This window comes from Streptomyces sp. NPDC050264, assembly GCF_040655895.1.
GTDB lineage: Bacteria > Actinomycetota > Actinomycetes > Streptomycetales > Streptomycetaceae > Streptomyces.
In genome coordinates, this window is sequence record NZ_JBFAKV010000019.1 from 163,968 (window position 1) to 188,948 (window position 24,981).

The 24,981-nt window shown below is 72.5% G+C and carries 20 protein-coding genes; 5 read left to right on the forward strand and 15 right to left on the reverse strand.

Annotated features, from left to right (window positions below; all coding sequences use genetic code 11):
* Positions 1-16: 16 nt before the first annotated feature.
* The gene (locus AB0J02_RS29880; protein ID WP_363196900.1) at positions 17-982 is read right to left on the reverse strand and encodes a LysR family transcriptional regulator; all 966 of its coding nucleotides are present in this window, start codon (positions 980-982) and stop codon (positions 17-19) included.
* A 113-nt stretch (positions 983-1,095) separates the two neighbouring features.
* Here AB0J02_RS29880 and AB0J02_RS29885 point away from each other — a divergent pair, with 113 nt between their 5' ends.
* On the forward strand, positions 1,096-2,496 hold the full coding sequence (locus AB0J02_RS29885; protein WP_363196901.1) for an MFS transporter: 1,401 nt from the start codon (positions 1,096-1,098) through the stop codon (positions 2,494-2,496).
* Between the two features lie 123 nt (positions 2,497-2,619).
* On the opposite strand, the gene AB0J02_RS29890 is transcribed toward AB0J02_RS29885, so the two are convergent.
* The 4 genes from AB0J02_RS29890 to AB0J02_RS29905 form a co-directional block, all read right to left on the reverse strand.
* Positions 2,620-3,609 (reverse strand): malate dehydrogenase, encoded by a 990-nt coding sequence (locus AB0J02_RS29890; RefSeq protein WP_363196902.1) that lies wholly within the window; start codon positions 3,607-3,609, stop codon positions 2,620-2,622.
* Between the two features lie 287 nt (positions 3,610-3,896).
* Positions 3,897-4,934 (reverse strand): XRE family transcriptional regulator, encoded by a 1,038-nt coding sequence (locus tag AB0J02_RS29895; RefSeq protein WP_363196903.1) that lies wholly within the window; start codon positions 4,932-4,934, stop codon positions 3,897-3,899.
* Positions 4,935-5,306: 372 nt separating this feature from the next.
* On the reverse strand, positions 5,307-5,720 hold the full coding sequence (locus AB0J02_RS29900) for a DUF3017 domain-containing protein (protein ID WP_363196904.1): 414 nt from the start codon (positions 5,718-5,720) through the stop codon (positions 5,307-5,309).
* Positions 5,710-6,573 (reverse strand): bifunctional methylenetetrahydrofolate dehydrogenase/methenyltetrahydrofolate cyclohydrolase, encoded by an 864-nt coding sequence (locus tag AB0J02_RS29905; protein ID WP_363196905.1) that lies wholly within the window; start codon positions 6,571-6,573, stop codon positions 5,710-5,712. Before AB0J02_RS29905 ends, AB0J02_RS29900 begins: the two co-directional genes overlap by 11 nt.
* Before the next feature lie 216 nt (positions 6,574-6,789).
* Between AB0J02_RS29905 and AB0J02_RS29910 the strand changes: the two genes are divergently transcribed.
* Positions 6,790-7,467 carry an RDD family protein gene (locus tag AB0J02_RS29910; RefSeq protein WP_363196906.1) on the forward strand — a complete coding sequence of 226 codons (678 nt, stop codon included), beginning with the start codon at positions 6,790-6,792 and terminating at the stop codon, positions 7,465-7,467.
* 76 nt (positions 7,468-7,543) lie between these two features.
* Here the strand turns inward: AB0J02_RS29910 and purH are convergent, their stop codons facing one another.
* Together purH and purN are read right to left on the reverse strand one after the other, a co-directional pair.
* On the reverse strand, positions 7,544-9,106 hold the full coding sequence (gene purH, locus AB0J02_RS29915) for a bifunctional phosphoribosylaminoimidazolecarboxamide formyltransferase/IMP cyclohydrolase (protein ID WP_363196907.1): 1,563 nt from the start codon (positions 9,104-9,106) through the stop codon (positions 7,544-7,546).
* The gene (gene purN, locus AB0J02_RS29920) at positions 9,103-9,747 is read right to left on the reverse strand and encodes a phosphoribosylglycinamide formyltransferase (protein WP_363196908.1); all 645 of its coding nucleotides are present in this window, start codon (positions 9,745-9,747) and stop codon (positions 9,103-9,105) included. The genes purH and purN overlap by 4 nt, the downstream gene beginning before the upstream one ends.
* 390 nt (positions 9,748-10,137) lie before the next feature.
* On the opposite strand from purN, the gene AB0J02_RS29925 reads away from it, so the two are divergent.
* Positions 10,138-10,932 carry a hypothetical protein gene (locus AB0J02_RS29925; RefSeq protein ID WP_363196909.1) on the forward strand — a complete coding sequence of 265 codons (795 nt, stop codon included), beginning with the start codon at positions 10,138-10,140 and terminating at the stop codon, positions 10,930-10,932.
* A gap of 21 nt (positions 10,933-10,953) precedes the next feature.
* On the opposite strand, the gene AB0J02_RS29930 is transcribed toward AB0J02_RS29925, so the two are convergent.
* Entirely contained in the window at positions 10,954-12,498 is a 1,545-nt protein-coding gene (locus tag AB0J02_RS29930) for a DUF6350 family protein (RefSeq protein WP_363196910.1), read from the reverse strand.
* A 122-nt stretch (positions 12,499-12,620) separates the two neighbouring features.
* Here AB0J02_RS29930 and AB0J02_RS29935 point away from each other — a divergent pair, with 122 nt between their 5' ends.
* Positions 12,621-13,781, forward strand: a complete 1,161-nt coding sequence (locus AB0J02_RS29935; RefSeq protein WP_363196911.1) for a helix-turn-helix domain-containing protein — start codon at positions 12,621-12,623, stop codon at positions 13,779-13,781.
* 92 nt (positions 13,782-13,873) lie between these two features.
* Here the strand turns inward: AB0J02_RS29935 and sucD are convergent, their stop codons facing one another.
* The 7 genes from sucD to AB0J02_RS29970 form a co-directional block, all read right to left on the reverse strand.
* Positions 13,874-14,755, reverse strand: coding sequence for a succinate--CoA ligase subunit alpha (sucD, locus tag AB0J02_RS29940; protein ID WP_363196912.1), 882 nt, complete (start codon positions 14,753-14,755; stop codon positions 13,874-13,876).
* Positions 14,756-14,776: 21 nt separating this feature from the next.
* On the reverse strand, positions 14,777-15,955 hold the full coding sequence (gene sucC, locus AB0J02_RS29945) for an ADP-forming succinate--CoA ligase subunit beta (RefSeq protein ID WP_363196913.1): 1,179 nt from the start codon (positions 15,953-15,955) through the stop codon (positions 14,777-14,779).
* 455 nt (positions 15,956-16,410) lie between these two features.
* Positions 16,411-17,514, reverse strand: a complete 1,104-nt coding sequence (locus tag AB0J02_RS29950; RefSeq protein WP_363196914.1) for a hypothetical protein — start codon at positions 17,512-17,514, stop codon at positions 16,411-16,413.
* Between the two features lie 96 nt (positions 17,515-17,610).
* The gene (locus tag AB0J02_RS29955; RefSeq protein ID WP_363196915.1) at positions 17,611-18,474 is read right to left on the reverse strand and encodes a hypothetical protein; all 864 of its coding nucleotides are present in this window, start codon (positions 18,472-18,474) and stop codon (positions 17,611-17,613) included.
* 62 nt (positions 18,475-18,536) lie between these two features.
* Positions 18,537-19,736 (reverse strand): VWA domain-containing protein, encoded by a 1,200-nt coding sequence (locus AB0J02_RS29960; protein ID WP_363196916.1) that lies wholly within the window; start codon positions 19,734-19,736, stop codon positions 18,537-18,539.
* Positions 19,737-19,926: 190 nt separating this feature from the next.
* Complete coding sequence (locus AB0J02_RS29965; RefSeq protein WP_363196917.1) at positions 19,927-22,173, reverse strand: DUF5682 family protein; 2,247 nt, start codon at positions 22,171-22,173, stop codon at positions 19,927-19,929.
* Complete coding sequence (locus AB0J02_RS29970; RefSeq protein ID WP_363196918.1) at positions 22,170-23,291, reverse strand: AAA family ATPase; 1,122 nt, start codon at positions 23,289-23,291, stop codon at positions 22,170-22,172. Before AB0J02_RS29970 ends, AB0J02_RS29965 begins: the two co-directional genes overlap by 4 nt.
* A gap of 191 nt (positions 23,292-23,482) precedes the next feature.
* Between AB0J02_RS29970 and AB0J02_RS29975 the strand changes: the two genes are divergently transcribed.
* Complete coding sequence (locus AB0J02_RS29975; protein ID WP_363196919.1) at positions 23,483-24,856, forward strand: SWIM zinc finger family protein; 1,374 nt, start codon at positions 23,483-23,485, stop codon at positions 24,854-24,856.
* Positions 24,857-24,981: the final 125 nt, after the last annotated feature.

Here is a 24,981-nt window from a genome sequence, read left to right on the forward strand (position 1 = left end):
GCCGAGTTGAGCACCTTCAGAGGTTGGCGTCCCGAGAGAGAGGTGTCTGGGCCCGCATGAGGTCCCGCACGCAGCCCCGCAGCCACGCGTGCCCCGGGTCCGCGTCGTGGCGCGGGTGCCAGGCGAGGGCGAGCGGCAGCGGCGGCAGGTCCAGCGGGACCGGGAAGGTGACGAGGCCGAGCGCGTCGGTCATCGGCAGGCACCACGAGCCGACCAGCCCCACGAGGTCCGTGTCGCGCAGGAAGAACAGCGACGAGGGGAACGAGCCCACGCTGCCCACCACCCGCCGCCGCAGGCCGAGTTCGGCCAGCGCGTCGTCGATCGGGCCGTGCAGCCTGCCACGCCGCGACACGGTGAGGTGCTCGGCCTCCTCGGCGAACCGACGGGCCGTCAACTCCCCCTCCAGCAAGGGGTGTCCGGCGCGCACCGCCCCCAGCATCCGGTCCACGGACATCGGCTCGATCCGCACCTCGGGCGCGGCCGTGTCGATGACACCGACCTCCAGATCGGCCGTCCCCTCCCGCAGCACCGGCGCGTCCAGGTGGCTCTCGCCGAGGAACCGGAGCCGGATCCCGGGCGCCTCCGCGGCGGCCCGGGAGAGCAGCGGCGGCCCGAGCAGCGCGGCGAGCGAATCGCTCCCGTGCACCGTGAACGTACGGGTCAGGGATCGCAGGTCCTCCGCCCCGCGCGCCGCGAACAGCGCCCGCGCCCGCTCCACCACCGCCCCGACCTCGGCCCGCAGCGACAGCGCGTACGGCGTCGGCACCATCTGCCGCCCGGCGCGTACGAGGAGCGGGTCGCCCAGCGCCCTGCGGGCGCGGCCGAGGGTGCGGCTCATCGCGGGTTCGGAGAGGTGAAGGCGGCGGGCGGCGCCGCGCACGCTCTGCTCCTCCAACAGCACGTCGAGGGCGACGAGGAGATTCAGGTCGAGGCCGGCCGCCACGGACGGCTGCGCCGCAGCTCGCGCACCGGATTGCGCCATACACAATCATCCCCTGCATAAGTTGCACTGGAAAGCAGGCCAGGGCCGAGCCTACGTTGGACGGGCCCCCGAGGGGCACCCCACACCACCACCCGAAGCCCCCTGGAGGAGCCATGTCCACGCCTGCCCGGACGACGTCCCCGCCCCTGGCCGGTGGCGCGGCCGATCCGCCCCGCCTGGGGCGCCTCACGCTGCTCACGGTCTGCGCCTGCGTGCTGGTCGCGCAGAGCATGGTCGCGGCGATCAACCTCCTGATCCCCCAGCTGAGTTCGTCGTCCCTGCACCCCTCCTCGACGCAGGTCATGTGGACGGTCGACGCGTACGTCATCGCGTTCGCGGGCCTGCTGATCCCGGCGGGCGCCGCCGCCGACCGCTACGGCCGCAAGGGCGCGCTCCTGTCCGGCCTCGCCCTGTTCGCCGCGGGCGCCGCGACCAGCGCGCTCGCCACCGCGCCCGGCGTCCTCATCGCGGGCCGCGCGGTCTGCGGCACCGGCGCCGCGCTGATCACCCCGGCGACCATGTCGATCCTGGTCCACCTCGCCGGGGGCCCGGCGCGCCGCGCCCGGGCGATGACCGCGTGGACGCTCGCGATGGGCGTCGGCGGCGCGTTCGGCAACCTCACCGGCGGGCTCGCGGGTCAGTTCCTGTCCTGGCGGGCGCTGTTCTGGGGGATGGTCCCGCTCGCAGCTCTGCTGGCCGTGGCCGTCGCACGGGCCGTCCCGCGCACTCCGCGCGCCGACCGCGGCAACCCGGACCCGCTGGGCACGCTCCTCGTCACGACGGCCCTGGTCGCGATCCTCTTCGGCATCATCGAAGGTCCGACCTACGGCTGGGGCTCGGCCCGCATCCTCGTCGCCTTCGCACTCGGCGCGCTCCTCGCGGCGGCCTTCACCACGCACGCCCTGCGCTCCGCCGCGCCCCTCTTCGACCCGCGCGTCTTCCGCTCACCGCGGCTGCGGGCGGCGGCACTCGGCACGGCGGTGGCCTTCTTCGGCCTGTTCGCCCTGTTCTTCGTCAACTCCCAATACCTGCAGGACATCAAGGGGTACGGCCCCGCGCTCACCGGCTTCGCGATCATGCCGGTGACAGTGGGGATGGCGCTGGCTCCGAAGATCGTCGGGCGGTGGCAGGCGACGCCCCGCCCGGTGGTCACGGCCGGGCTCGCCCTGATCGGCGCCGGCCTGCTCGGCGCGTCGACGGCCGGACCGCATACCCCGTACGGCGTCTACGTCCTGTGGCTCCTGGTCATCTCCTTCGGCACGGGCGCCTGCATGCCGGCCCTGACCATCGGCGTGCTGACCTCGCTCCCCGCGCATCAGGCGGGCCTGGGTTCGGGCCTCGGCACGGCGTCCCGCGAACTCGGCGCGGCACTCGGGGTGGCCGTCACCGGAACGGTCCTGGCGTCTGCCGGGCGGGACTTTTCCTCCGGCATGTCGTCCGCGCTGGCCGTGGTGGGGACGGTGACGTTGCTTGCCGTGGTGCCGGTGGCTCTTGGCTACCGGGGTCGTGCCTGAGCGTCTGCCGTGCCGGGGTCGTCGGGCGGGCGCGGCTCCCGTCGTGGCTCGTCGCAACAGAAACCGCCCCCGGCGAGTCGTGAAGACTCACCGAGGGCGGCTGAAGCAGGGTCGGGCCGGAGGCTAGAGCAGTCCGAGGCCGCGCACCGCTTCGCGCTCCTCCGCCAGCTCCGCGACGGACGCGTCGATCCGCGCACGCGAGAACTCGTTGACGTCCAGGCCCTGGACGATCTCGTACGTGCCGTCCTTGGTGGTGACGGGGAACGAGGAGATGAGGCCCTCCGGGACGCCGTACGAACCGTCCGAGGGGATACCCATGGAGGTCCAGTCGCCCTCGGCGGTGCCGTTGACCCACGTGTACACGTGGTCGATCGCGGCGTTGGCGGCCGACGCGGCCGACGACGCGCCGCGCGCCTCGATGATCGCGGCGCCACGCTTGGCGACGGTCGGGATGAAGTTCTCGGCCAGCCACTTCTCGTCGTTGACGACCTCGGCGGCGTTCTTGCCGCCGACCGTGGCGTGGAAGATGTCGGGGTACTGGGTGGCGGAGTGGTTGCCCCAGATGGTCAGACGCTTGATGTCGGCGACCGTCGAGCCCGTCTTCTTCGCGAGCTGGGTCAGCGCGCGGTTGTGGTCGAGGCGCGTCATGGCGGTGAAGCGCTCGGCCGGTACGTCCGGCGCGGCGGCCTGGGCGATGAGGGCGTTGGTGTTGGCCGGGTTGCCGACGACGAGGACCTTGATGTCGTCCGCGGCGTTGTCGTTGATGGCCTTGCCCTGCGGCTTGAAGATGCCACCGTTGGCGGAGAGCAGGTCGCCGCGCTCCATGCCCTTGGTGCGGGGGCGGGCGCCGACGAGAAGGCCGACGTTGGCGCCGTCGAAGGCGACGTTCGGGTCGTCGGTGATCTCGATGCCCTGGAGCAGCGGGAAGGCGCAGTCGTCGAGCTCCATGGCGGTGCCCTCGGCGGCCTTGAGCGCCGGGGTGATCTCCAGGAGGCGCAGCTTGACCGGCACGTCCGCGCCGAGCAGCTGGCCGGAGGCGATGCGGAAGAGCAGTGCGTAGCCGATCTGGCCGGCGGCGCCGGTGACGGTGACGTTCACGGGAGTGCGGGTCATGGCGTTCTCCGTATGACAGCAGGTCTTTTGATCGATCTCTCGGCATCAAGAGATCCGCTCGTCAGGCTATCGCGCCCCGCCCCCACCGGACCTACCGGTTCGTGTGGCTCACCCCACAGAGCGTGCTTGCGGATTCGCCTTCCGGACACGGGGACGGCCGCCGGCCCGGAAGAGCGGGGGCGTGGCGGCCGTCGTGGGTGTCACCGTGTGACCATCCCGTGGGGGTACTGGTGCGCCTTCCCCGAAAGGAAGCCCCCATGCACATTCGTTCGCGGGGCGGCGCCGGGCTACTCGGTGCAGCCCTTCACGCCGGTCGCGAGCGTGGCGCACGCCTTCGCGTCGGAGGCCGTGCCCACCTCCACCATCGGCGTGTACGCGTCCGTGTCCGCGTCGCCGACCAGGCCCTTCTTCGACGACTTGGCGCCCGCGTCGAGCTGCACGCTGTCGCCGGGGGCCGCGCCCTGGATTCGCGCCCAGGCCGCCTTGCACGTCTTGCTGTAGCGGACCTCGACGGTGACCGCGCCGACCACGGCCCGGGTCGGGCTGTCGGCAAAGTCGCCGCCGCAGCCCATGGCCTCCGGGTCCTTGCCGGTGCAGCTGTCGCCCACGCACTGGACGCCGGCGGGCAGTTGGGGCGCGCTGGTGGTCGGCGCCGACGAGGGGCCGGCCTTGTCGTTCTTGTCGCTGTCGCCGCCGCTGGTCAGGACGTAGGCGACGAGCACGACGAGCGCCGCGCCCACGACTCCCGCGAGGAACATGGTCAGCCGCCGCTTGCCTCCGCCGCCGGCGCCTCCGGGTGGTGCCTCGGGCGGTGCGACGGGTGCGGCGGGCCCGAACCCGTCGGCGGGCCCGAACTGGTCGGCGCGCGGGGCCTGCGCCTGTGGCGGCACGGTCGGGGAGACACCCGCGGGGCCGGCGATGCCGGTGGTCCGGGAGGCGGTCGCGCTCCCGTTCTTCCCGCCGCCGGAGGGCGCGGTCGGCCCGCCGAACTCTCCCAGAGCGGCGCGCGCCTGGGATATCCGTATCGCTTCCATGGTCATGTCGTGGCGTGCTTCGGAGCGGCTCCAGGCGCGCTCCGCGAGCTCCCACATCGTCGTCAGATGAACGGGATTGGTGCCGGTCACCTCGGCGAGCGCCACGATGGCGCCCTTGGGTGCGAGCAGCCGCCCGTTCAGATACCGCTCCCACGAGGTCTTGCTGTACCCGGTGCGGTCCGCCAGCGCGGCGATCCCGAGCCCGCTGCGGTCCACCAGCCGGCGCAACTGGCTGGCGAACTCCTTCACCTGCGGGTCGAGTTCATCCGGCAGCGCCTTCCAACGAGGCATTTCCTTCCCCCTATTCCCCCCGTACGTGCCTGAATCCCCCCGCGCCGCGCTCTGGCCCCGGCTTCCACTGGCTACCCACTGGGATGCGAGTAGTCAGGATGTCAGTTCCCGGGGTGGGGGCGCACGGGGGCATTCGACGGCGTTCGACAACGCGATCCCGGAGCGTGCCCCCTCGCACCATCCGGGTCCGGGACGTCCAGGACGGTCCCGATTTCCCAGGCTATGCGTGGTGTCGGGCGCCCTACGACAAAATCCCTGAAGTTGCCCGCACATCGCCACACAAGGACGACGGGCCTCCATTCCGGAGGCCCCACGCGTCACTCCCGGCCACAGGCGGCCACTTGCGGCCACCTCCGGCCGCTCACCGGCGTCCTATCGCACGGTGAAGTGCAGCGTGTCCTGGAGGAAGGGGATCTTCAGCCAGGGGTCGGGCTGCGCCATCATCGCGAGCAGCACGATGGCGAGGCCGAGAATCCCGTACGTGACCATGTCCGTGAAGCGCGAGCGCACGGCGAGCATGCCGACGGACGGCAGCACCCAGCGCATCACGGCCCCGCCGAGCAGGCCGACGCCCACCAGGATCGTGCCGACGCGGAACAGGTCGAACGCGGTGAGCAGCAGCCCGAGCCCGGCGCACACGAGCACGGCGATCAGCGGCCACTGGCGGGCGGGGGCGGGGGCGTCGCCGGGGGCCGCGCGGCCGCCGCCCTCGGGGCGTGCGGTGTCCCGCGTCCACAGCGGGAAGCGTCGCGTCCTCTTCTCGCCCCGGGAGGTGTCAGCGAACACCGTTCGCGTTCCGTTCGGCGGCCTCGACCACGTTCACGAGGAGCTGGGCGCGGGTCATCGGGCCGACCCCGCCGGGGTTCGGGGAGATCCAGCCGGCGACCTCGGTGACGCCGGGGTGCACATCGCCGACGATCTTGCCGTTCTCGTCGCGGGAGACGCCGACGTCGAGCACGGCCGCGCCCGGCTTGATGTCCTCGGGCTTGATCAGGTGCGGCACGCCCGCGGCGGCCACGACGATGTCGGCGCGCTTGAGGTGCGCGGAGAGGTCGCGGGTGCCGGTGTGGCACTGGGTGACCGTGGCGTTCTCGGACTTGCGGGTGAGCAGCAGCGGCATCGGGCGGCCGATGGTCACGCCGCGGCCGACGACGACGACCTCGGCGCCCTTGATCTCGACGCCGTGCTTGCGGAGCAGCGTGATGATGCCGAACGGGGTGCAGGGCAGCGGCGCCGGCTCGTTCAGCACGAGACGGCCCAGGTTCATCGGGTGCAGGCCGTCCGCGTCCTTGTCCGGGTCCATCAGCTCCAGGATGCGGTTCTCGTCGATGCCCTTGGGCAGCGGGAGCTGGACGATGTAGCCGGTGCAGGCCGGGTCGTCGTTCAGCTCGCGGACGACCGCCTCGATCTCCTCCTGCGTGGCCGTGGCCGGCAGTTCGCGCTGAATGGAGGCGATGCCGACCTGCGCGCAGTCGCGGTGCTTTCCTGCCACGTATTTCTGGCTGCCGGGATCCTCGCCGACGAGAACGGTGCCGAGTCCGGGCGTGACCCCCTTCTCCTTCAGGGCCGCCACGCGGGCGGTCAGTTCGGACTTGATCGCGGCTGCGGTGGCCTTGCCATCGAGAATCTGGGCGGTCATGGTGCCCATTCTTTCAGGGCGGCCCCGGTTCCCCCAAGTTGCACTTGCAGAACAGCTCCGGCGGCCCCCTGGACAGGACCCTGTCCGGTTGAGGACCATGATCCGCGCAGTGCCGCGGGCAGCGGCAGGGGGGCAAACCGCGCACGCGGCCGCATTTCCGTTTTTTCCTCCGCAGGTCCGCGCCGTCCCCGACGTCAGACCCGGAGGAATCCCGCCATGAGCTACGGCGAACCGAACAACCCTTACGGACAGCAACCACCGCAGCCGAATCCGTACGGCCAGCAGGCCCCGCAGGGTGTCCCGCCGCAGGGCTACGGCTACCCGCAGCAGCCGGGCCAGCCCTATGGGGCGTACCCGCAGCACCCGCAGCAGGGGATGCCGGGACCGGGCATGCCCGGCGTCCCGCCGATCGCCTCGATGGGCCGCAGACTCGGTGCGCAGGTGATCGACGGAGTACTGATCGGCATCGTCTACGTGGTGTTCCTGGCGCCGAAGTTCAGCGATTTCATCGACGCGGTACGGGCCTGTGACGCCGGCTCGTCCACGTACGACACCTGCGTGAACAACGCCACGTCGGACTTCCAGTCCGCGACGTTGCCGATCGCCGGGATCTTCATGCTCGTCGTCCTGCTCTACCAGGTACTGATGATCGCCTTCGTCGGTGCCACGCTGGGCAAGCTGGCTGTCGGCATCCGCGTCCTGAAGGCGGAGACGGGTGCGAAGCCGGGCATCGGCGGCGGCTTCCTGCGCTGGATCATCCCGGTCGTCGGCAGCTTCGCCTGCGGCATCGGCGCGCTCGTCGTCTACCTGTCGCCCTTCTGGGACAAGTCCGGCCGCAAGCAGGGCTGGCACGACAAGGTCGCGAGCACGGTCGTCGTCCACGTGAAGGGCTGACCCCCCGCACCTGTACGCGACGAGGGCCCGCCGGTCGGTGACCGGCGGGCCCTCGTCGTACGGGTTGCCTGGTTGCTCAGTGGAAGAAGTGGCGCGTCCCCGTGAAGTACATCGTCACGCCCGCCTTCTTGGCGGCCTCGACGACCTGCTCGTCACGGATCGAACCGCCGGGCTGCACGATCGCCTTCACGCCGGCGTCGATGAGGATCTGCGGCCCGTCCGGGAACGGGAAGAACGCGTCCGAGGCGGCGTACGCACCGCGCGCCCGCTCCTCGCCCGCCCGCTCGACGGCGAGTTTGCAGGAGTCGACCCGGTTGACCTGGCCCATGCCGACGCCGACGGAGGCGCCGCCCTTGGCGAGCAGGATGGCGTTGGACTTCACGGCGCGGCACGCCTTCCACGCGAACGCCAGCTCGTCCAGCTCGCCCTGCGACAGTGCGTCGCCGGTCGCGAGGGTCCAGCTCGACGGGTTGTCGCCGTCGGCCTGGAGGCGGTCGGTGACCTGGAGGAGCGCGCCGCCGTCGATCTGCTTCGTCTCGACCGTGGCGGACGGCCCGTTCGGGGCGCGGAGAACGCGGATGTTCTTCTTCTTGGTGAGGGCTTCGAGGGCGCCGTCCTCGTAGTCGGGCGCGACGATGACCTCGGTGAAGATGTCGGCGACCTGCTCCGCCATCTCCTTGGTGACCGGGCGGTTCACCGCGATGACGCCGCCGTACGCGGAGACCGGGTCGCAGGCGTGCGCCTTGCGGTGGGCCTCGGCGACGTTCGCGGCGACGGCGATACCGCACGGGTTCGCGTGCTTGATGATCGCGACGCACGGGTCGTCGTGGTCGTACGCGGCACGGCGCGCGGCGTCCGTGTCCGTGTAGTTGTTGTACGACATCTCCTTGCCGTGCAGCTGCTCCGCCTCGGCGAGGCCGCCGGTGCCGTCGACGTAGAGGGCCGCGCCCTGGTGCGGGTTCTCGCCGTAGCGCAGGACGTTCTTGCGCTCGTACGTCGCACCGAGGAACTCGGGGTGACCGCTGTCGTCGGCGGCCGCGTAGTCACCGGCGAACCAGGAGGCGACCGCGACGTCGTACGACGCGGTGTGCCGGAAGGCCTCCGCGGCGAGCCGCTTGCGGGCGGTGAGGTCGAACCCGCCGTCCTTGACCGCCGCGAGGACGTCGGCGTACCGCTCGGGGCTGGTGACCACGGCGACCGACGGGTGGTTCTTGGCGGCGGCGCGGACCATCGAGGGGCCGCCGATGTCGATCTGCTCGACGCACTCGTCCGGGGTGGCCCCCGAGGCGACGGTCTCCTTGAACGGGTACAGGTTCACGATCACCAGCTCGAAGGGCTTCACGCCGAGGTCGGCGAGCTGCTTCTGGTGATCCTCCAGACGGAGGTCGGCGAGGATGCCCGCGTGCACCTTCGGGTGCAGCGTCTTCACGCGGCCGTCGAGACACTCCGGGAACCCGGTGACGTCCTCGACCTTGGTGACCGGCACTCCGGCGCCCGCGATCCTCGCGGCGGTGGAACCGGTCGAGACCAGCTCGACGCCCGCCTCGTGGAGCCCGCGTGCCAGCTCCTCCAGACCGGTCTTGTCGTAGACGCTGACCAGCGCCCGGCGGATGGGCCGCTTGTTGCTCTCGGCGGTCACGGGATAACTACCTTTCGTCCCTCAATGCTGAAGCCGTTACGGGCCAGACGCCCCACGACATCGACGAGCAGCGTGCGCTCGACTTCCTTGATGCGCTCGTGCAGAGCGCTCTCGTCGTCCTCGTCCCGGATCTCGACCACACCCTGGGCGATGATCGGGCCGGTGTCGACGCCGTCGTCGACGAAGTGGACGGTGCACCCGGTGACCCTCGCGCCGGACGCGAGGGCGTCGCGCACACCGTGAGCACCGGGAAAACTGGGCAGCAGGGCCGGGTGCGTGTTGACGAACCGGCCGCCGAAGTGCGCGAGGAACTCCTTGCCCACGATCTTCATGAAGCCCGCCGAGACCACCAGGTCCGGCTCGTACGCGGCCGTCGCCTCGGCGAGCGCCCGGTCCCAGTCCTCACGCGCGGCGTGGTCCCTGACCCGGCACACGAAGGTCGGGATCCCGGCACGTTCGGCGCGCTCCAGGCCGGCGATGCCGTCCCGGTCCGCGCCGACGGCGACGATCTCCGCTCCGTACGCGTCCGTCCCCTGGGCCGCGATGGCGTCCAGCAGAGCCTGCAGATTCGTACCTGATCCGGAGACCAGCACGACGAGGCGCTTGACCTTGGCCACGGCGGGGCCCTTTCTCGTTCTCATGCTCGGGAGAGCTTCCTCGTCCTCGGGAGAGCTTCTTCGCGCGGTCGGCCTCGTACGCCCTTGGGCTCGCAGCCTCGTACATTCCTACGAAGGCAGCGCCCTCGTCCATACGGGGAACCCTACGAACCGGCCGACCGTCAGCAACGATACCGGCACACCCGGCAGCCCCCACGGGACGGGGGCGTGGCCGGGAGGTAGCGTCAGCGTCCAGGAACACCGAGCAAGATCCCGCAAGAACCGGCTCCGGCGCGGAACGCCGGGCGGGCACGGGACGTTGACGTAAAGAACGAACCAAGTCGCACCTGCGGCTCGGCCACAACCGCGACAAACAACGACGACCGACGTCGCCGCACCACCTCGACAGACGACCTAGGGGAAGACGCACACCTGATGCCGGACCGAAGCCTTCGCCTCACGCTGCCCGCCGGCGCCGTCCTGCCGCGCGAAGGCCGACCCACGCCGCCGTCGCCGTCCAAGGAGTCCAAGGAGTCCAAGGAGTCGAAGAAGTCCCAGGAGACCGGGGCGGACAATCCGTTCGCGCCGCCGCCCGAGGACGCCCCCGACCGCCCCTGGCAGCCGCGCCGCCCCGAGGGCCCGTCCGCAGACGGGGGTGACGGCGGCGACGGCAGCTCCTCCTGGGGCAGCCAGTGGAGCGACCGCCAGCCCGGCCGCGCCCAGGGCGGCCGGTTCGGCGACCGCCCCGGCAGCGGGGACAGCGGGCAGGGCGGACCCGAGCGCCAGGGCCCCGGTCAGGGCCCGGGCCCCGGCGGCCTGCGCTGGGACCCGACGGACCCGGCCCAGCGCCGCGCGCGCTACGCACTGCTGTCGGGCATGTGGGGCTTCTTCTTCGCCCTGTTCGCCTGGCCGTACGTGGCACTGCTGCTCGGCGCGCTCGCCCTGTACTGGAGCATCAGCGCCCTGCGCACGAAGCCCCGCACTCCGAACCCGGACACCCCCGCACCGGCCGCCACCGCCCCCGAGACCTCCCGCCCGCAGACCACGGCGGCGATCAGCGGCCTGGTCACGGGCGCGCTGGCGCTGGCACTCGTGGCGTCGATGTTCACGGCGAAGCTGGTCTACAGCGACTACTACGAGTGCCGTGCGGACGCGCTGACCAACGCGGCGAACAAGTCCTGCGAGGACCTTCTCCCGAAGGAGCTCCGCCCGCTCCTGGGCGCGCGCTGACGGGCAGGCGGTAGCGGCGCGTCAGGACTCCGGCAGCCCGGACTCCGGTCCGGCCGGCCGCTCCGGTGTCCGCGGCTGCGTCGACTCCTCTTTGAGGAGCGCCCAGCGCGACGCACGTGACGTCTCGTCAAAGTAGTCGTAGGGGTCGAACCCGCCCGATGTGTCGGCGAGTTCGAGTTCGGGTTCCGGCCCGGGAACGGGGGCAGGGCCCGGGGCTGGGACGGGGTCCGGGGCGGGGCGCTGCCGCCGTGCCGCCACCGACGCCGCCCATGCGGACATCCGGGGCCGCACCGCGGACTCCCGCCCGCGCCACCACCGCACCACCAGCGCCACCGGCACCCCCACCCCGCCGATCCACACCACCGCGGCCGCCCCGGTCCGCCGGCCCTCGGGGCCGAACGAGGCGAGCGCCGCCTCGCCCAGCGCGCCGCCCGCCGCCACGGCGAGCACGGCGAGGGCCGCCCCGCACAGCGCGGCCGCCACGCACACGGCGTACACGACCCGTCCCCGTGACCACGCGGCCGCCTCGCCCGCCACCACCACGAACCACGCCACGGTCACCGCCGCCACCACCGGCACCGCCCCGGCCGACCAGGTCAGCGGCGAGCCCACGCCCCGCGCGGGCACCGCCGCGAGCAGCGGGAACGCCGGCAGCAGCGGGCCGCCCGAGCTGGCCAGCGGCCCCACGGTGTGCCCGGCGCCGAGCACGGCACCGGGCCCCAGCGCGTACGCGGCGCCCCAGATCGTGGCGTTCGGCACCAGCGCGAGGCAGAGCAGCAGCACCGCGACCCGCCCCGACCACGCCGCGGTCAGCTGCGTGAACGACTCGCGTACCGCTCCCCCGTGCCACACGAGCCCCGCGGCCACCACGAGCGCGCCCCCGGCGGCCAGCACGAGGACCCCGGCGGCCGCGGCCCGCGCGGCGACCGGCAGGACCTCCCGTACGAGCACCTCCGGCAGCACGTCGAGGGACTTGCGCAGCGCCTGCGGCAGCGGACCGCGCGGCCGGCCGTGCGCGGTCCACACCCCGGCGCCGGCCGCCGCCACGGCGACCAGGACGAGATGCGCCCCGCAGCTGACCCACGAGGGGCGCAGTTCGCCGCCGGACGCGTAGCACGCGGCCGCCGCGCCGACCAGCAGATAGCCGATCGTGACACCGGCCCACACCCCGGCGGCGGGCAGCCGCGACGCCCCCTCCGGCCCGTCGGTCCCCTCTTCATCGGGGTCCGCAGCGTCCCGTGCCGCCCGGTGCACCAGCCACACCGGCAGGGCCAGAAGCAGCAGCGGGGTCACCCCCATCGGCGCGGGCACCCCGGACAGCGTGTCCGTCCTGACCAGCTCGGCGCCGTGCGCGAGCAGCCACAGCGCGGCGGCGGTGTGCAGCGCCTCGCCGGGCCCGCTGTCCGGGTAGGGCGAACTGATCCACAGCACCATCACGAGCACGGCGAACACGCCGAGCCCGAGCCCCGCCGCGACGACTCCGCAGAACACCCCGGCGGCGGGTCCGGGCGACCGCTCCCGCACGCGGGTCAGCAGCAGGGGCAACGACACTCCACGGCCGGTCATTTGAGTCACCGGCCCATGCTCCCAACGACTCACTCATTCGCCCCGCAACAGGCGAAGTACGGATGTGTCGCTCAAGATACGTTTATGTACTTTTTCGCGCGAGAGGGTGTGTGGAGTTCCCCATGACGCAGAGCGCTGCGACCCCACTGCCGACGCCGAAGGAGCGCCGCAGAATCCGCGAGGCGAAGTCGCTGACCCAGGCCCAGCTCGCCGCGAAGGTGGGCGTGACACGCGAGACGGTCCGCTCCTGGGAGTCCGGCCGTACCGCTCCGAGGGGCCGTAAGAGGGAGGCGTACGCGAGACTCCTCACGGACCTGACCGTACGGCCGCCGGCGCGGAACGAGGAGCGGGACCAGGACCGGAAGCGTGCGCGGCAGCCGGAGCCGGTGGCCGCGGGCGCCGTCCCGGTCGAGTCGGCCGCCGCACCGGAGCCCTCGCCCGCCGCTGGAACAGAGCTGCCCGCCGCCGGACCGGAGCAGCCGGCCGGCTGGACCCCCGCCGAGGCCTTCGATCTCCTGTACACGCACGCCGCGCCGTTCCTGGTCCGCCAGACCTATCTGCTCACCGGCCGCCGCACCCTCGCCCGCGAGGCCGTCGAGCGCGCCTTCCAGCAGGCCTGGGAACGCTGGCCCGAGGTCGCGGTCGACCCGGACCCGGCGGGCTGGGTGCGCGCGGCGGCGTACGAGTACGCGATGTCGCCCTGGCACCGGCTGCGCCCCGCCCACCGGCAGCCCGAGGCGCCGCCCGCCGACGCCGACGACCGCAAGCTCCTCGGCGTACTCCTGAGCCTGCCGCCCGTGCACCGGCGCGCCCTGCTGCTCTACGACGGGGTGGGCCTGGACCTTCCCGAGACCGCCGCCGAGACGGAGGCCAGCACTCCGGCCGCCGCGAACCGCATCCTGAACGCCCGTGACGCCGTCGCCGAGCAGCTGCCCGAGCTGGCCGTCCCCGAACAGCTGCACCGGCGGCTGACCGAGCTGGCGGGCGCGGAGAAGCTCGATGCCCCGAAGTCCGCGCTGGTGCGCAGTGTCGGCGAGAAGCGCACCCGGTTCTGGGTGCGGACCGCGATCGCCGTGACGACCCTGATCGTCGGGGCGACGGCGCTGACGGTGCGGGTGGCCCCGACGCATTACGAGCCGGTGCCCGCGCCCGGCGCCCCGGTCAGCGGAGTGCCCCCGCTGACCGGCCCCGACCGGCTCACCGCGCAGGATCTGGAGCTGCGCAGGCTGTTGCGGGCGGAGCTGAGCGGCGGCCCCGAGCGCCTCGCGCCCGTCGCCGAATGAGCACCCATGGCTGAATGAGCACCCATGGCCGAATGATCAGTGGGCCCGCACCGTCACCGGTGCGGGCCCACTGATCTGCGGAGAGCCGCGAACTACGAGAGCAGCTCGCGCGCCAGCTTGGCGGTCTCGGTCGGCGTCTTGCCGACCTTGACGCCGGCGGCCTCGAGGGCCTCCTTCTTCGCCTGGGCGGTGCCGGAGGAGCCGGAGACGATGGCGCCGGCGTGGCCCATGGTCTTGCCCTCGGGGGCGGTGAAGCCCGCGACGTAGCCGACGACCGGCTTGGTCACGTTGGCCTTGATGAAGTCGGCCGCGCGCTCCTCGGCGTCACCGCCGATCTCGCCGATCATGACGATGAGGTCGGTCTCGGGGTCGGCCTCGAACGCGGCGAGCGCGTCGATGTGCGTCGTACCGATGACCGGGTCGCCACCGATGCCGACGGCGGACGAGAAGCCGATGTCACGGAGCTCGTACATCATCTGGTACGTCAGCGTGCCGGACTTCGAGACCAGGCCGATGCGGCCCGGCTTCGTGATGTCGCCCGGGATGATGCCGGCGTTCGACTGGCCGGGGGTGATCAGACCCGGGCAGTTCGGGCCGATGATGCGGGTCTTGTCGCCCTTGGACTTCGCGTACGCGTAGAACGCGGCGGAGTCGTGGACGGCGATGCCCTCGGTGATGACCACGGCGAGCGGGATCTCGGCGTCGATGGCCTCGACCACGGCGGCCTTGGAGAAGGCCGGCGGGACGAAGAGGACGGACACGTTGGCGCCCGTCTTCTCGATCGCCTCGGCGACCGTGCCGAAGACCGGGATGTCCGTGCCGTCGAAGTCGACGGAGGTGCCGGCCTTGCGCGGGTTCACGCCGCCGACGATGTTCGTGCCGTCGGCGAGCATGAGCTTGGTGTGCTTCATGCCCGTGGCACCGGTCATGCCCTGGACGATGACCTTGCTGTCCTTGTTGAGGAAGATAGCCATGGCTGTTCTGTCCCTCGTCCCTTACTTCGCGGCCGCGAGCTCGGCGGCCTTGTCGGCCGCGCCGTCCATGGTGTCCACGCGCTGCACCAGCGGGTGGTTGGCGTCGGAGAGGATCTTGCGACCCAGCTCGGCGTTGTTGCCGTCGAGGCGGACGACGAGGGGCTTCTCGACCTTCTCGCCCTTCTCCTCGAGGAGCGCGAGCGCCTGGACGATGCCGTTGGCGACCTCGTCACAGGCGGTGATGCCACCGAAGACGTTGACGAACACGGACTTGACGTCCGGGTCGCCGAGGATGATCTCCAGGCCGTTCGCCATCACCTGGGCGGACGCGCCGCCACCGATGTCGAGGAAGTTGGCCGGCTTCACGTTGCCGTGGTTCTCACCGGCGTACGCGACGACGTCCAGCGTCGACATGACCAGACCGGCACCGTTACCGATGATGCCGACCTCGCCGTCGAGCTTGACGTAGTTGAGGCCCTTCTCCTTGGCAGCGGCCTCGAGCGGGTCGGCCGCGTCCTTGTCCTGCAGGGCCTCGTGGTCGGGGTGCCGGAAGTCGGCGTTCTCGTCCAGGGAGACCTTGCCGTCGAGGGCGATGATGTCGCCGGAGGCGACCTTGGCGAGGGGGTTGACCTCGACGAGGAGGGCGTCCTCCTCGATGAAGGTCTTCCACAGCGTCACCAGCACGTCGGCGACCTTGTCGGCCACCTCGGCCGGGAACTTCGCGTCCTCGACGATCTTGCGGGCGACCGCGGGGGTCACGCCCTCGTTGGCGTCGATCGGCGTCTTGGCGACGGCCTCCGGGCGCTCGACCGCCACCTCCTCGATCTCCATGCCGCCCTCGACGGAGGCGATGGAGAGGAAGGTGCGGTTGGTGCGGTCCAGGAGGAAGGAGACGTAGTACTCCTCCACGATCTCCGGAGCCGTCTCGGCCATCATCACCTTGTGGACCGTGTGGCCCTTGATGTCCATGCCGAGAATGTTCGTCGCGTGCGCGACGGCCTCGTCGGGGGTGGCGGCCAGCTTCACGCCACCGGCCTTGCCTCGGCCACCGACCTTGACCTGCGCCTTGACGACAGACTTGCCGCCCAGCCGCTCGGTCGCCTCGCGGGCTGCCTCAGGCGTGTCGATGACTTCACCGGCCAGCACCGGTACACCGTGCTTGGCGAAGAGGTCCCTCGCCTGGTACTCGAACAGGTCCACGCGCGTCCGTCCCTATCAGTGATCTCGCGGTTCGATCTTCCTGCGTGGGCGTGCCGCGATGGGCAACGTGACTCCGCTGTCACAAGGGAGGCGTACGAGGCGTACACAGTGGCCGGGTACGCGGCATGTCCGTCTCGCAGGTTATCGCCGCTCAGCGATGCGCCCTAAATCGCAGATCACACCTGAGCGGTGATACCGGTCACAGAGCGTCCCGTTTGTCGTGCTGTCCGCCACTTGTTTGCGGCTTGTTTGCGGGTCGCATGCGGGTTGTGTGCGGGTCGTTCGCGGCCTCACCGTGCGGGGGTACGCACGGTGAGGCCACCCGAGAGCCCCGGAATTCACAGAAAGGGGCCCAAGGCGGGCATCCCGTCCCCGACGGATTCGCCCGCCCGTACGCCGGTTGTCGGCCAGGTCACACCGATGGTTTTCGGTCGGCCCGGCTCACCGGCGTCGGATCAGATGCCCTGCACGTAGCTGGGCGCGACGGAACCGACCACGCCGTGCACGCCGGAGACGGCGTTGCCCGCGAGCGGCTGGACGTCGGCGACGACGGTGCCGGTCAGATCGTGCGCGAACGGGGTCACGTCACCGAGGACCCCGCCGGCCAGGGGCGCCACGCCGTCGCCGACGACGTTCCGCGCGAAGGGCGCCACGCCGTCCCCGACAACCGAGGCCGCGAACGGCGTCACGTCGCCGGTGGCGCCCCGCACCAGGCCCTGCGCGCTGGTGCCGACGCCCTGCACGACGGGCCTCACCTGGTCGACGACGGTCTGCACGAGGGGGTCCACGGAGTCCACGACGCCGCCCGCGAACGGCGCCACGTCACCCACGACCACACCCTGCGCGAGCGGGCCGACAGCGCCGGCCACGCCGGTGGCCAGGGGCTGCACCTCGCCGGTCACGCCCGTGGCGAAGGGGCCCACCTGCTGCCCGACCAGGCCGGTGGCGAACGGCGTCATGTCCCCGACCGCACCGCCCGCGAGCGTGCCGACGTCCCCGACGGCCCGGCCCGCGACCGGCAGCACACCGTGCACGGCGGTGGCCGCGACGGGCGGCAGGACGGCGGCCGCGGTCTCGTCGGCGATCGGCGTGGCCGTGGCGGTCACGTCCTCGGCCGCGAAGGTGGACAGCGGGCCGAAGAGGTAGTCGACGTCGTCCCGCGCGGTGGCGGCGGCGACCGTGGACCTGGCCTGGTCGGTGGCCTTGGCGGCGGTGCGCTTGGTGTCGGCGACCGCGTGCGCGGTCTTCTGGGTCGCCTTGGTGCCGGCGACCGCGTGCGCTGCCTTCTCGGTGACCTTGTTCCCGGCGACATCGTCGATCGCCTTGCCGGTGGTCTTGCCGGTGGTCTTGTCAGTGACGTTGTCGGTGACCTTGCCGGTGGCGCCCTGCGTGAGGTGCGACGCCGTGTCCTGTACGTCGGAGACGGCGTCGGCGGCCACATCGGGCACGGACAGCGAATGGGCGGGCAGTTCGTCGGCGCCGGCCACGGCGGAGCCGAGTGCCCAGGCGCCGGAGACGCCCGCGGCTATGACGATGGAGCGGCGGATGTTCTTGTTCATGCGTACGTGGTTCCTTCGAATTTCCGGCGATTTCCGGGTGTCGGGCAGACCTGTTCCGCCCCCGCGCAGCAGGTCAGATGCGGGGAAGGGGCTGCCCTAACCAGGAAATTCGGGGATATCTCGATGCCGGCCGGCCACCGGCGCGGGACCGCCGGACGCGAGCGCGCCGGGCGGCAGCAGAACGGGCACCCGGCTGCCGAAGGCTGCCGCGTGCAGATCACCGTGCCGCGTCGAACCCCCGTCGCCCGCGGACGCGTTGGCCACAAGGACGCCGTCCGGACGCGGCGGGGCGTGGGGCGCGGCCGGCTGCGGCGAGACGGCATGCCGGGCCGCGAACGCCTGGTGCGCAACCTCCCGCTCTACGTCGCCGGGCCACGCGGAGCCGTACTCCTTCGGCCCCACCGATGCCGCGCCGTGCGCACGCGGAGCACGCTCCTTCGCGTGCTCGGCCGTGGACGTGTGGACGGGCTGCGCCGCGGCGGGCGCGGCGGGCCCGGCGGGAGCGGGCCGGGGTGTGGAGTGTCCGGGTAGGCCCGGCAGTTCCGGCAGATCCGGCAGGGCGGGCAGCGTCGGCGGCACGTGCGGCAGCGGTCGCGGAGTCTCCTCGACGAGGCCTCCGACGACCTGGCCGGGCAACTCGCCCACCGGCTTCGCCACCTGGCGCACCGTGTCGAGGGCGGGCCGTACGACCTTCTCCCGCACGGGTTCGACGACTCGCGCACGCATTTCGCGCATGGGCTCGGCCGTCACCTCGCGTACCGCCGCGTGACGTGGCGCGAGCGTGCCGGAGGCGGCATCGCAGGCGGTGCCGCCGGCATCGTCCGCATGGGCCTGCCCGCCACAGAGGAAGCCGAGACCGATCAACCCGCCGAGCAGCAGCGCCAGTTGCAGCGCACGCCGCCGCGTCGCCGCGCGCGGCAGGCGCTCGGCGGGGGCGGGAGAAGCGATCGGGGCAGTCACGGTGCGCAGATACTCGCATGGGACGAGGGCGCCTGCGCAAGCCCTGTGTTACCGATGGGTACTCATATCCGGTTTGCCGCCGCTCCGCCGGTTTCGGCCGCCACGTCGGGTATGGGCAGGGGGCGTTTCTCGATGGCCGCGGCCATGACATCGGGGAACAGATCGGGCGTACAGGCGAACGCCGGTGCGCCCAGCGAGGCGAGCGCCGCCGCGTGTTCCCGGTCGTAGGCGGGCGTGCCCTCGTCGGAGAGCGCGAGCAGCGTCACGAACTGCACGCCGGACGCCTTCATCGCGGCGACCCGCTTCAGCATCTCGTCGCGTATCCCGCCTTCGTAGAGGTCGGAGATGAGGACGACGACGGTCTCGGCGGGGCGGGTGATCTGCGACTGGCAGTAGGCGAGCGCCCGGTTGATGTCGGTGCCGCCGCCGAGCTGGGTGCCGAAGAGGACGTCGACCGGGTCGTCGAGCTGGTCGGTGAGGTCCACGACGGCCGTGTCGAAGACGACGAGCCGGGTGGATATCGAGCGCATGGAGGCGAGCACGGCGCCGAAGACGGAGGCGTAGACGACGGACGCGGCCATCGAGCCCGACTGGTCGATGCAGAGGATGACCTCCTTCTTGACGGACTGCGCGGCCCGGCCGTATCCGATGAGCCGCTCGGGCACGATCGTGCGGTACTCCGGCAGGTAGTGCTTGAGGTTGGCCGCGATCGTGCGGTTCCAGTCGATGTCGTGGTGGCGCGGCCGGCTGATCCGGGCGCTGCGGTCGAGGGCGCCGGTGAGGGTGGCGCGGGTGCGCGAGGCGAGCTTCTTCTCCAGGTCCTCGACGACCTTGCGGACGACCGTGCGGGCCGTCTCCTTGGTCGTCTCCGGCATCGCCTTGTTGAGCGAGAGCAGGGTGCCGACGAGGTGGACGTCGGCGTCGACGGCCTCCAGCATCTCCGGTTCGAGCAGCAGCGTGGACAGGCCGAGCCGGTCGATCGCGTCGCGCTGCATGATCTGGACGACGGAGGACGGGAAGTACGTGCGGATGTCGCCGAGCCAGCGGGCGACGGACGGGGCGGAGGCCCCGAGCCCGGCGGTTCGGCTGCCGCCGGGTGCCGGCTGCTTGCCGTTGCCGTTGCCGTACAGCGCGGCGAGGGCGCCGTCCATCGCCGCGTCCTCGCCCGCGAGTCGGCAGCCCGTGCCGTCGGCCGCGTCGCCGCCCAGGACGAGGCGCCAGCGCCGCAGCCGTTCGTCGCCGGTGGTCGTGGCTTCCGTCATGTCGCCGCCTCCGCGGGGTTGTCGGTGCGCTGTCTCGTCTGCGTGGTGCGCTGGGTGCGCGGGTGCGGGTCCGGTGGGGGCCGGTCGCGCCCACGCGGCGAAGCCGCACATGTCACAGCCCCGCGCCCCTGAGATGCGCGGGCAACCACAACGGCCACGCACCCGGCCGCGCACCCCGGCCCCCTCTCCCTCATCCGGCTCCCACCCCCGCACCCGCCCCGAGCAGCATCCGGACAACCGGCACCACCGCATCGGCCCGGTCCAGGTCGAGCTCGTCGGCGAACCCGGAGACCCCGCCCGCCCCGGCGGGGGCCGAGGCCGCGGGCCCACGCCGAACCAGTTCGCCCAGAGAGCGCCGCACTCCGGACTCGTACGCGGAGAACGTGCGGCGCAGCAGCGGCAGTACGTCGGTGAACGCGGTGCCCGACACCCCTGTCAGCCACGCGTCGACCAGGCCGAGCAACCGCTCGTCGTGGACGAGGAGGAGACCGCCGCCCGCGCCGCCTCCGACGAAGCCCTCGATCCAGGCCGCGGCCTCGCCCGGCGGGGTGCCGGGCGAGAGGGCGAGGCCCATCAGCCGGGCCGCGCCGTCGTCGTCGAGCGCTCCCTCGTCGAGCAGGATCCGGGCGCACCGGCCGCGGACCACGCCTGCCACGCTGTCCCGCGCGGCGAGGGTGCGCAGCACGGCCCGCCACCGCTCGCGCAGTGCGGCGTCCGCAAGGAGCCCGACGGCGGAGTGCACGCCGTCGATGTGCCCGCGCATCCGGTCGGCCGCGTCCGTGTCGAGGCCGGCGCACGCGGGTGGCAGTCCGACGAAGACCCGCTCGGCCAGGCCGGTCGCCACCTCGGCGAGGGCGCCGGTGTCGGTGCCGCGCACATCGCCGTAGCGCAGGGCGCGGACCAGGGCGGGCAGGGCCTGGGCAAGGTGGCCGACGTCCGTGTCCAGGGCCGCGCGGTCGGCGAGGATCCGCATCACGACGGGCAGCGCGTCCGGCAGTCCGGCCAGCAGACAGCGCTCGGCGAGGGCCGTGACGTCGGCGAGGGCGGTCGCGGCGACGGCGTCGGCCTGGGCCTTGGCGGCCGCCGCGGCGAGCACGGTCGTCCCCCACACCCCGGCCTCGGCGACCCGCACCGAGAGCTCCGGTTCCCAGCGCAGGCGCCAGGTTTCGCGGAAGGTGCCGGTGGAGCCGCGGGCAGACCTGGCCGGTTCGCCCCAGGCGACGCCGAGCAGCCGGAGGCGGTGCAGCAGGCGGCTGCGCGCGACATCGGTGTCGCCTCGCAGATCGAGGTCCATCTCCTTTTCCGCCGCGGCCGGTTTGAGGCGCAGGGTGCGCTGCTGCCGGGTGAGGTCGCGCTGCAACGGGACGGCGGGCGCCGCCTCGGGCACCTCCCCCAGGACGTCGCCGACCACCAGCTTGTCGTGGATGAGCGAGAGCGGGACGTCGGATCCCTCGCACAGGACGGCCCGCACCGCGTCGATGGTCTCCGTCAGCCCGGCCAGCGGCCGCCCGCGCATCACGGCGAGGCTCTCCGCGAGCCGCACCGCCTCGATGACATGGGCGGACGACACGATCCGGTCCTCGTCGCGCAGCAGCCCCGCGACCTTGGTCAGCCAGCGCTCCACGGGCCGGTCGGGAACGCTGAACAAGTGCCCGTACCAGCCGGGCGACTCGATCCCCGCCCCGTACCCACTGGCGCGGGCGAGCCGGCGGTGGGTCCACGGCACCCAGGTCATGTCGACCTTCGCCTTGGGCAGTCCCTTCAGCAGGGCGCGGTCGGCGGCGACGGTGGTCTTCCGCCGCAGCGCGGGCACATGCCAGGCCCCGCACACCACAGCGACGCTGTCACCGAACTCCCTGACCGCAGCCCGCACTTGAAGCCGCATGTGCGCCTCGCGCTCCGGGTCGCGGTCGTGTCCGCCGTCCCCGTACGACTCCCGCAGCGCGCCCATGGCCTCACCCAGCGCGGCGAAGGCGTCGCCCTCGCGGTGCTCGACGACGTCCTCCCACCAGCGCTCCGCGTCGTCGTACCCGGCGGTCTCGGCGAGCACGCGCAAGGGGTCGACGCGTACGTCCTCCGCCGCTTCCACCGCTTCCTCGGGTTCCTCGGGCTCCCGCATCGCCAGGCTGTGGGCGGCGGGCAGGTCGATGAAGCGGACGGGCGCCTCGTGGGCCAGGGCCCAGCGGACGGCGACCCACTCGGGCGAGAACTCGGCGAAGGGCCAGAACGCCGACTTCCCCGGCTCGTCCACGACATGGGCGAGCAGCGCGACCGGCGGCCGCATGTCCTCCTCGGCGGCGAGCGGCACCAGCGCGTCTGCCTCCGGGGGGCCCTCGATCAGCACGGCCCGCGGCCGTGCCGCGTCCAGGGCGCGGCGCACGGCCCGCGCGGATCCGGGCCCGTGGTGCCGGACTCCGAGCAGCAGCGGCCCTGTCATGCGCTCACCTCGCGGCAGGCCCGGTAGAAGTCCTTCCACCCGTCCCGCTCGCGTACAACCGCCTCCAGGTACTCCTGCCAGACGACCCGGTCGGCCGCCGGATCACGGACCACGGCGCCGAGAATCCCGGCGGCGATGTCGGAGGGCCGCAGCACCCCGTCCCCGAAGTGCGCCGACAGCGCGAGCCCGTTGGTCACCACGGAGATGGCCTCAGCCGTCGACAGGGTTCCGCTGGGCGACTTCACCTTCGTACGACCGTCGGAGGTCACGCCGTCGCGCAGCTCGCGGAAGACGGTGACGACCCGCCGGATCTCATCGATGCCCTCGGGAGCGCTCGGCAACTCAAGGGAACGGCCCAGTTGTTCGACGCGGCGCGAGACGATGTCGACCTCCGCCTCGACGCTCGCGGGAAGCGGCAGGACCACGGTGTTGAACCGGCGCCGCAGCGCGCTCGACAGGTCATTGACGCCCCGGTCCCGGTCGTTGGCCGTCGCGATGAGGTTGAACCCGCGCACGGCCTGCACCTCCTGCCCCAACTCCGGTATGGGCAGGGTCTTCTCGGACAGGATCGTGATGAGCGTGTCCTGCACGTCGGCGGGAATGCGCGTGAGCTCCTCGACGCGCGCCGTCATGCCGTCCGCCATCGCCCGCATGACGGGACTGGGGACGAGGGCGTCCCGGCTGGGCCCGTGGGCCAGCAGCTGCGCATAGTTCCACCCGTACCGGATGGCCTCCTCCGGTGTGCCGGCCGTGCCCTGCACGAGCAGCGTGGAGTCCCCGCTGACAGCGGCCGCGAGATGCTCCGACACCCACGTCTTGGCGGTCCCGGGCACACCGAGAAGCAACAGGGCCCGGTCGGTCGCCAGTGTCGTCACGGCGACCTCGACGATGCGCCGCGGCCCCACGTACTTCGGCGTGATCACCGTCCCGTCGGGCAGCGTGCCGCCGAGCAGATAGGTGGCGACGGCCCACGGTGAAAGACGCCAGCGGGCCGGCCGCGGCCGGTCGTCCTGCTCGGCCAGCGCGGCGAGTTCACCCGCGAAGGCATCCTCGGCGTGCGCCCTCAGCACCTCGCCGTCGGCCTGCTCCCCGGCCCGAACCTCGACGGAAGCGGTCATGCTCGTCCCACCCCTCTGGTCACCCAACTCAACGCGCACTCGCACCAACACGACGAGGTTGTGACGACCTCGCCGCGTTGATGGATTCCACGGTGCACCACGCCACTGACAATCGACCGCGCACCAACGATCACCGCAGGTCAAACGGCAGGCGACACGAATTGTCAGTGCCGGGACCTACCGTCGGTGACATGACTCAGCAGGGGGTGCGCTGGACGACGGACCAGGTGCTGGCACTGGCGCCTGACGCCTCGTCACGCAAGGCGGGAAGCAAGCTCGGGGCGGCGGGGCCCTGGTCGGAGACCGGGACTTCGGACGAGGGAGCGGTATGGGGACTGTGCAAGGGCAGCGGCAGCAAGCCGTACCAGACGATCGTGGACACCGGCGGCGGGCCGGGCGGCACGGGCCCGGCATACAAATGCAGTTGCCCGAGCCGCAAGTTCCCGTGCAAGCACGCACTGGGACTGCTCCTGCTCTGGGCGAACGGGGACATCCGGGTGCCGGACGGGCAGGGGCCGCCGGACTGGGCCGGGCAGTGGCTCGGCGAGCGCGCGAAACGAGCCGAAGCGAAGCAGCCCGCAGCGGCAGGACCGGGCGGCACCGCCACCCCGGCCGACCCTGAGGCGGCACGGCGCAGAGCCGAGCGGCGCGCGCAGCGGATCACCGCGGGGGCCGCGGAGTTGGAGCAGCGCCTCACCGATCTGCTCCGCGGCGGGCTGGCCCAGGCGGAGCAGGCGGGTTACGGACTGTGGGAGGAGACGGCGGCCCGCATGGTCGACGCCCAGGCGCCCGGACTCGCCTCGCGCGTACGGGAATTGGGGGCGATACCGGCGAGCGGCCCCGGCTGGCCGGTACGGCTGCTCGAGGAATGCGCCCTGCTGCACCTCCTCGACCAGGGCTGGCTGCACCGCGCGGCGCTCCCCGAGGACCTGGCGGCCACGGTCCGCTCCCGGGTCGGCCTGCCCGCCTCATCGAAAGAACCGCCGCTCCGGGACAACTGGCTGGTCCTGTCCCAGTACGACACGGCGGACGGGCACCTCACCACGCGCCGCATATGGCTGTACGGCTCCGAGTCGGCCCGCACCGTCCTGCTCCTCTCCTTCGGCGCGGCAGGTCGCGCCCCGTCCGTGGCACTGCCGACCGGGCTGACCGTGGACGCGGAGATCGCGGGACACCCCGGAGCGGGGGCCCTCCGGGCGGAGCTGGGTGAACAGTTCTCCGCGCCGGTTCCCTCCGGGGGGCGGCCCGCGGGGGTCGGTGTCGGTCAGGCGCTGGCCGCCTACGGTCAGGCGCTCTCAGCGGATCCCTGGCTGGAATCATGGCCGGTGACGCTGACGGACGTCATACCGTCGCAGTCCCCCGGCGGCGGCTGGCAACTCGCCGACGCCGACGGCAAATCGGCGCTCCCCATTCCCGCGCCGGCGGCGACGTCCCCCGGCCTGTGGCGCCTCGTCGCCCTCTCAGGAGGCGCCCCGGTGACGATCTTCGGCGAATGCGGCCACACGGGTTTCCACCCCCTCTCCACTTGGACCCGGGCATCCCCCGAGGTCATATCCCTGTGCTGACACACAGCTCCACCGACGGTGCGGGGTCCTTCCATCGGCGTCTACGCGCGGGCCCGCTCGCACGGTGCCTCGGCGCTGGGGGTGCCGCCTTGCCCACCCTGCCGCCCAAGGCGGCAGATTGCCCA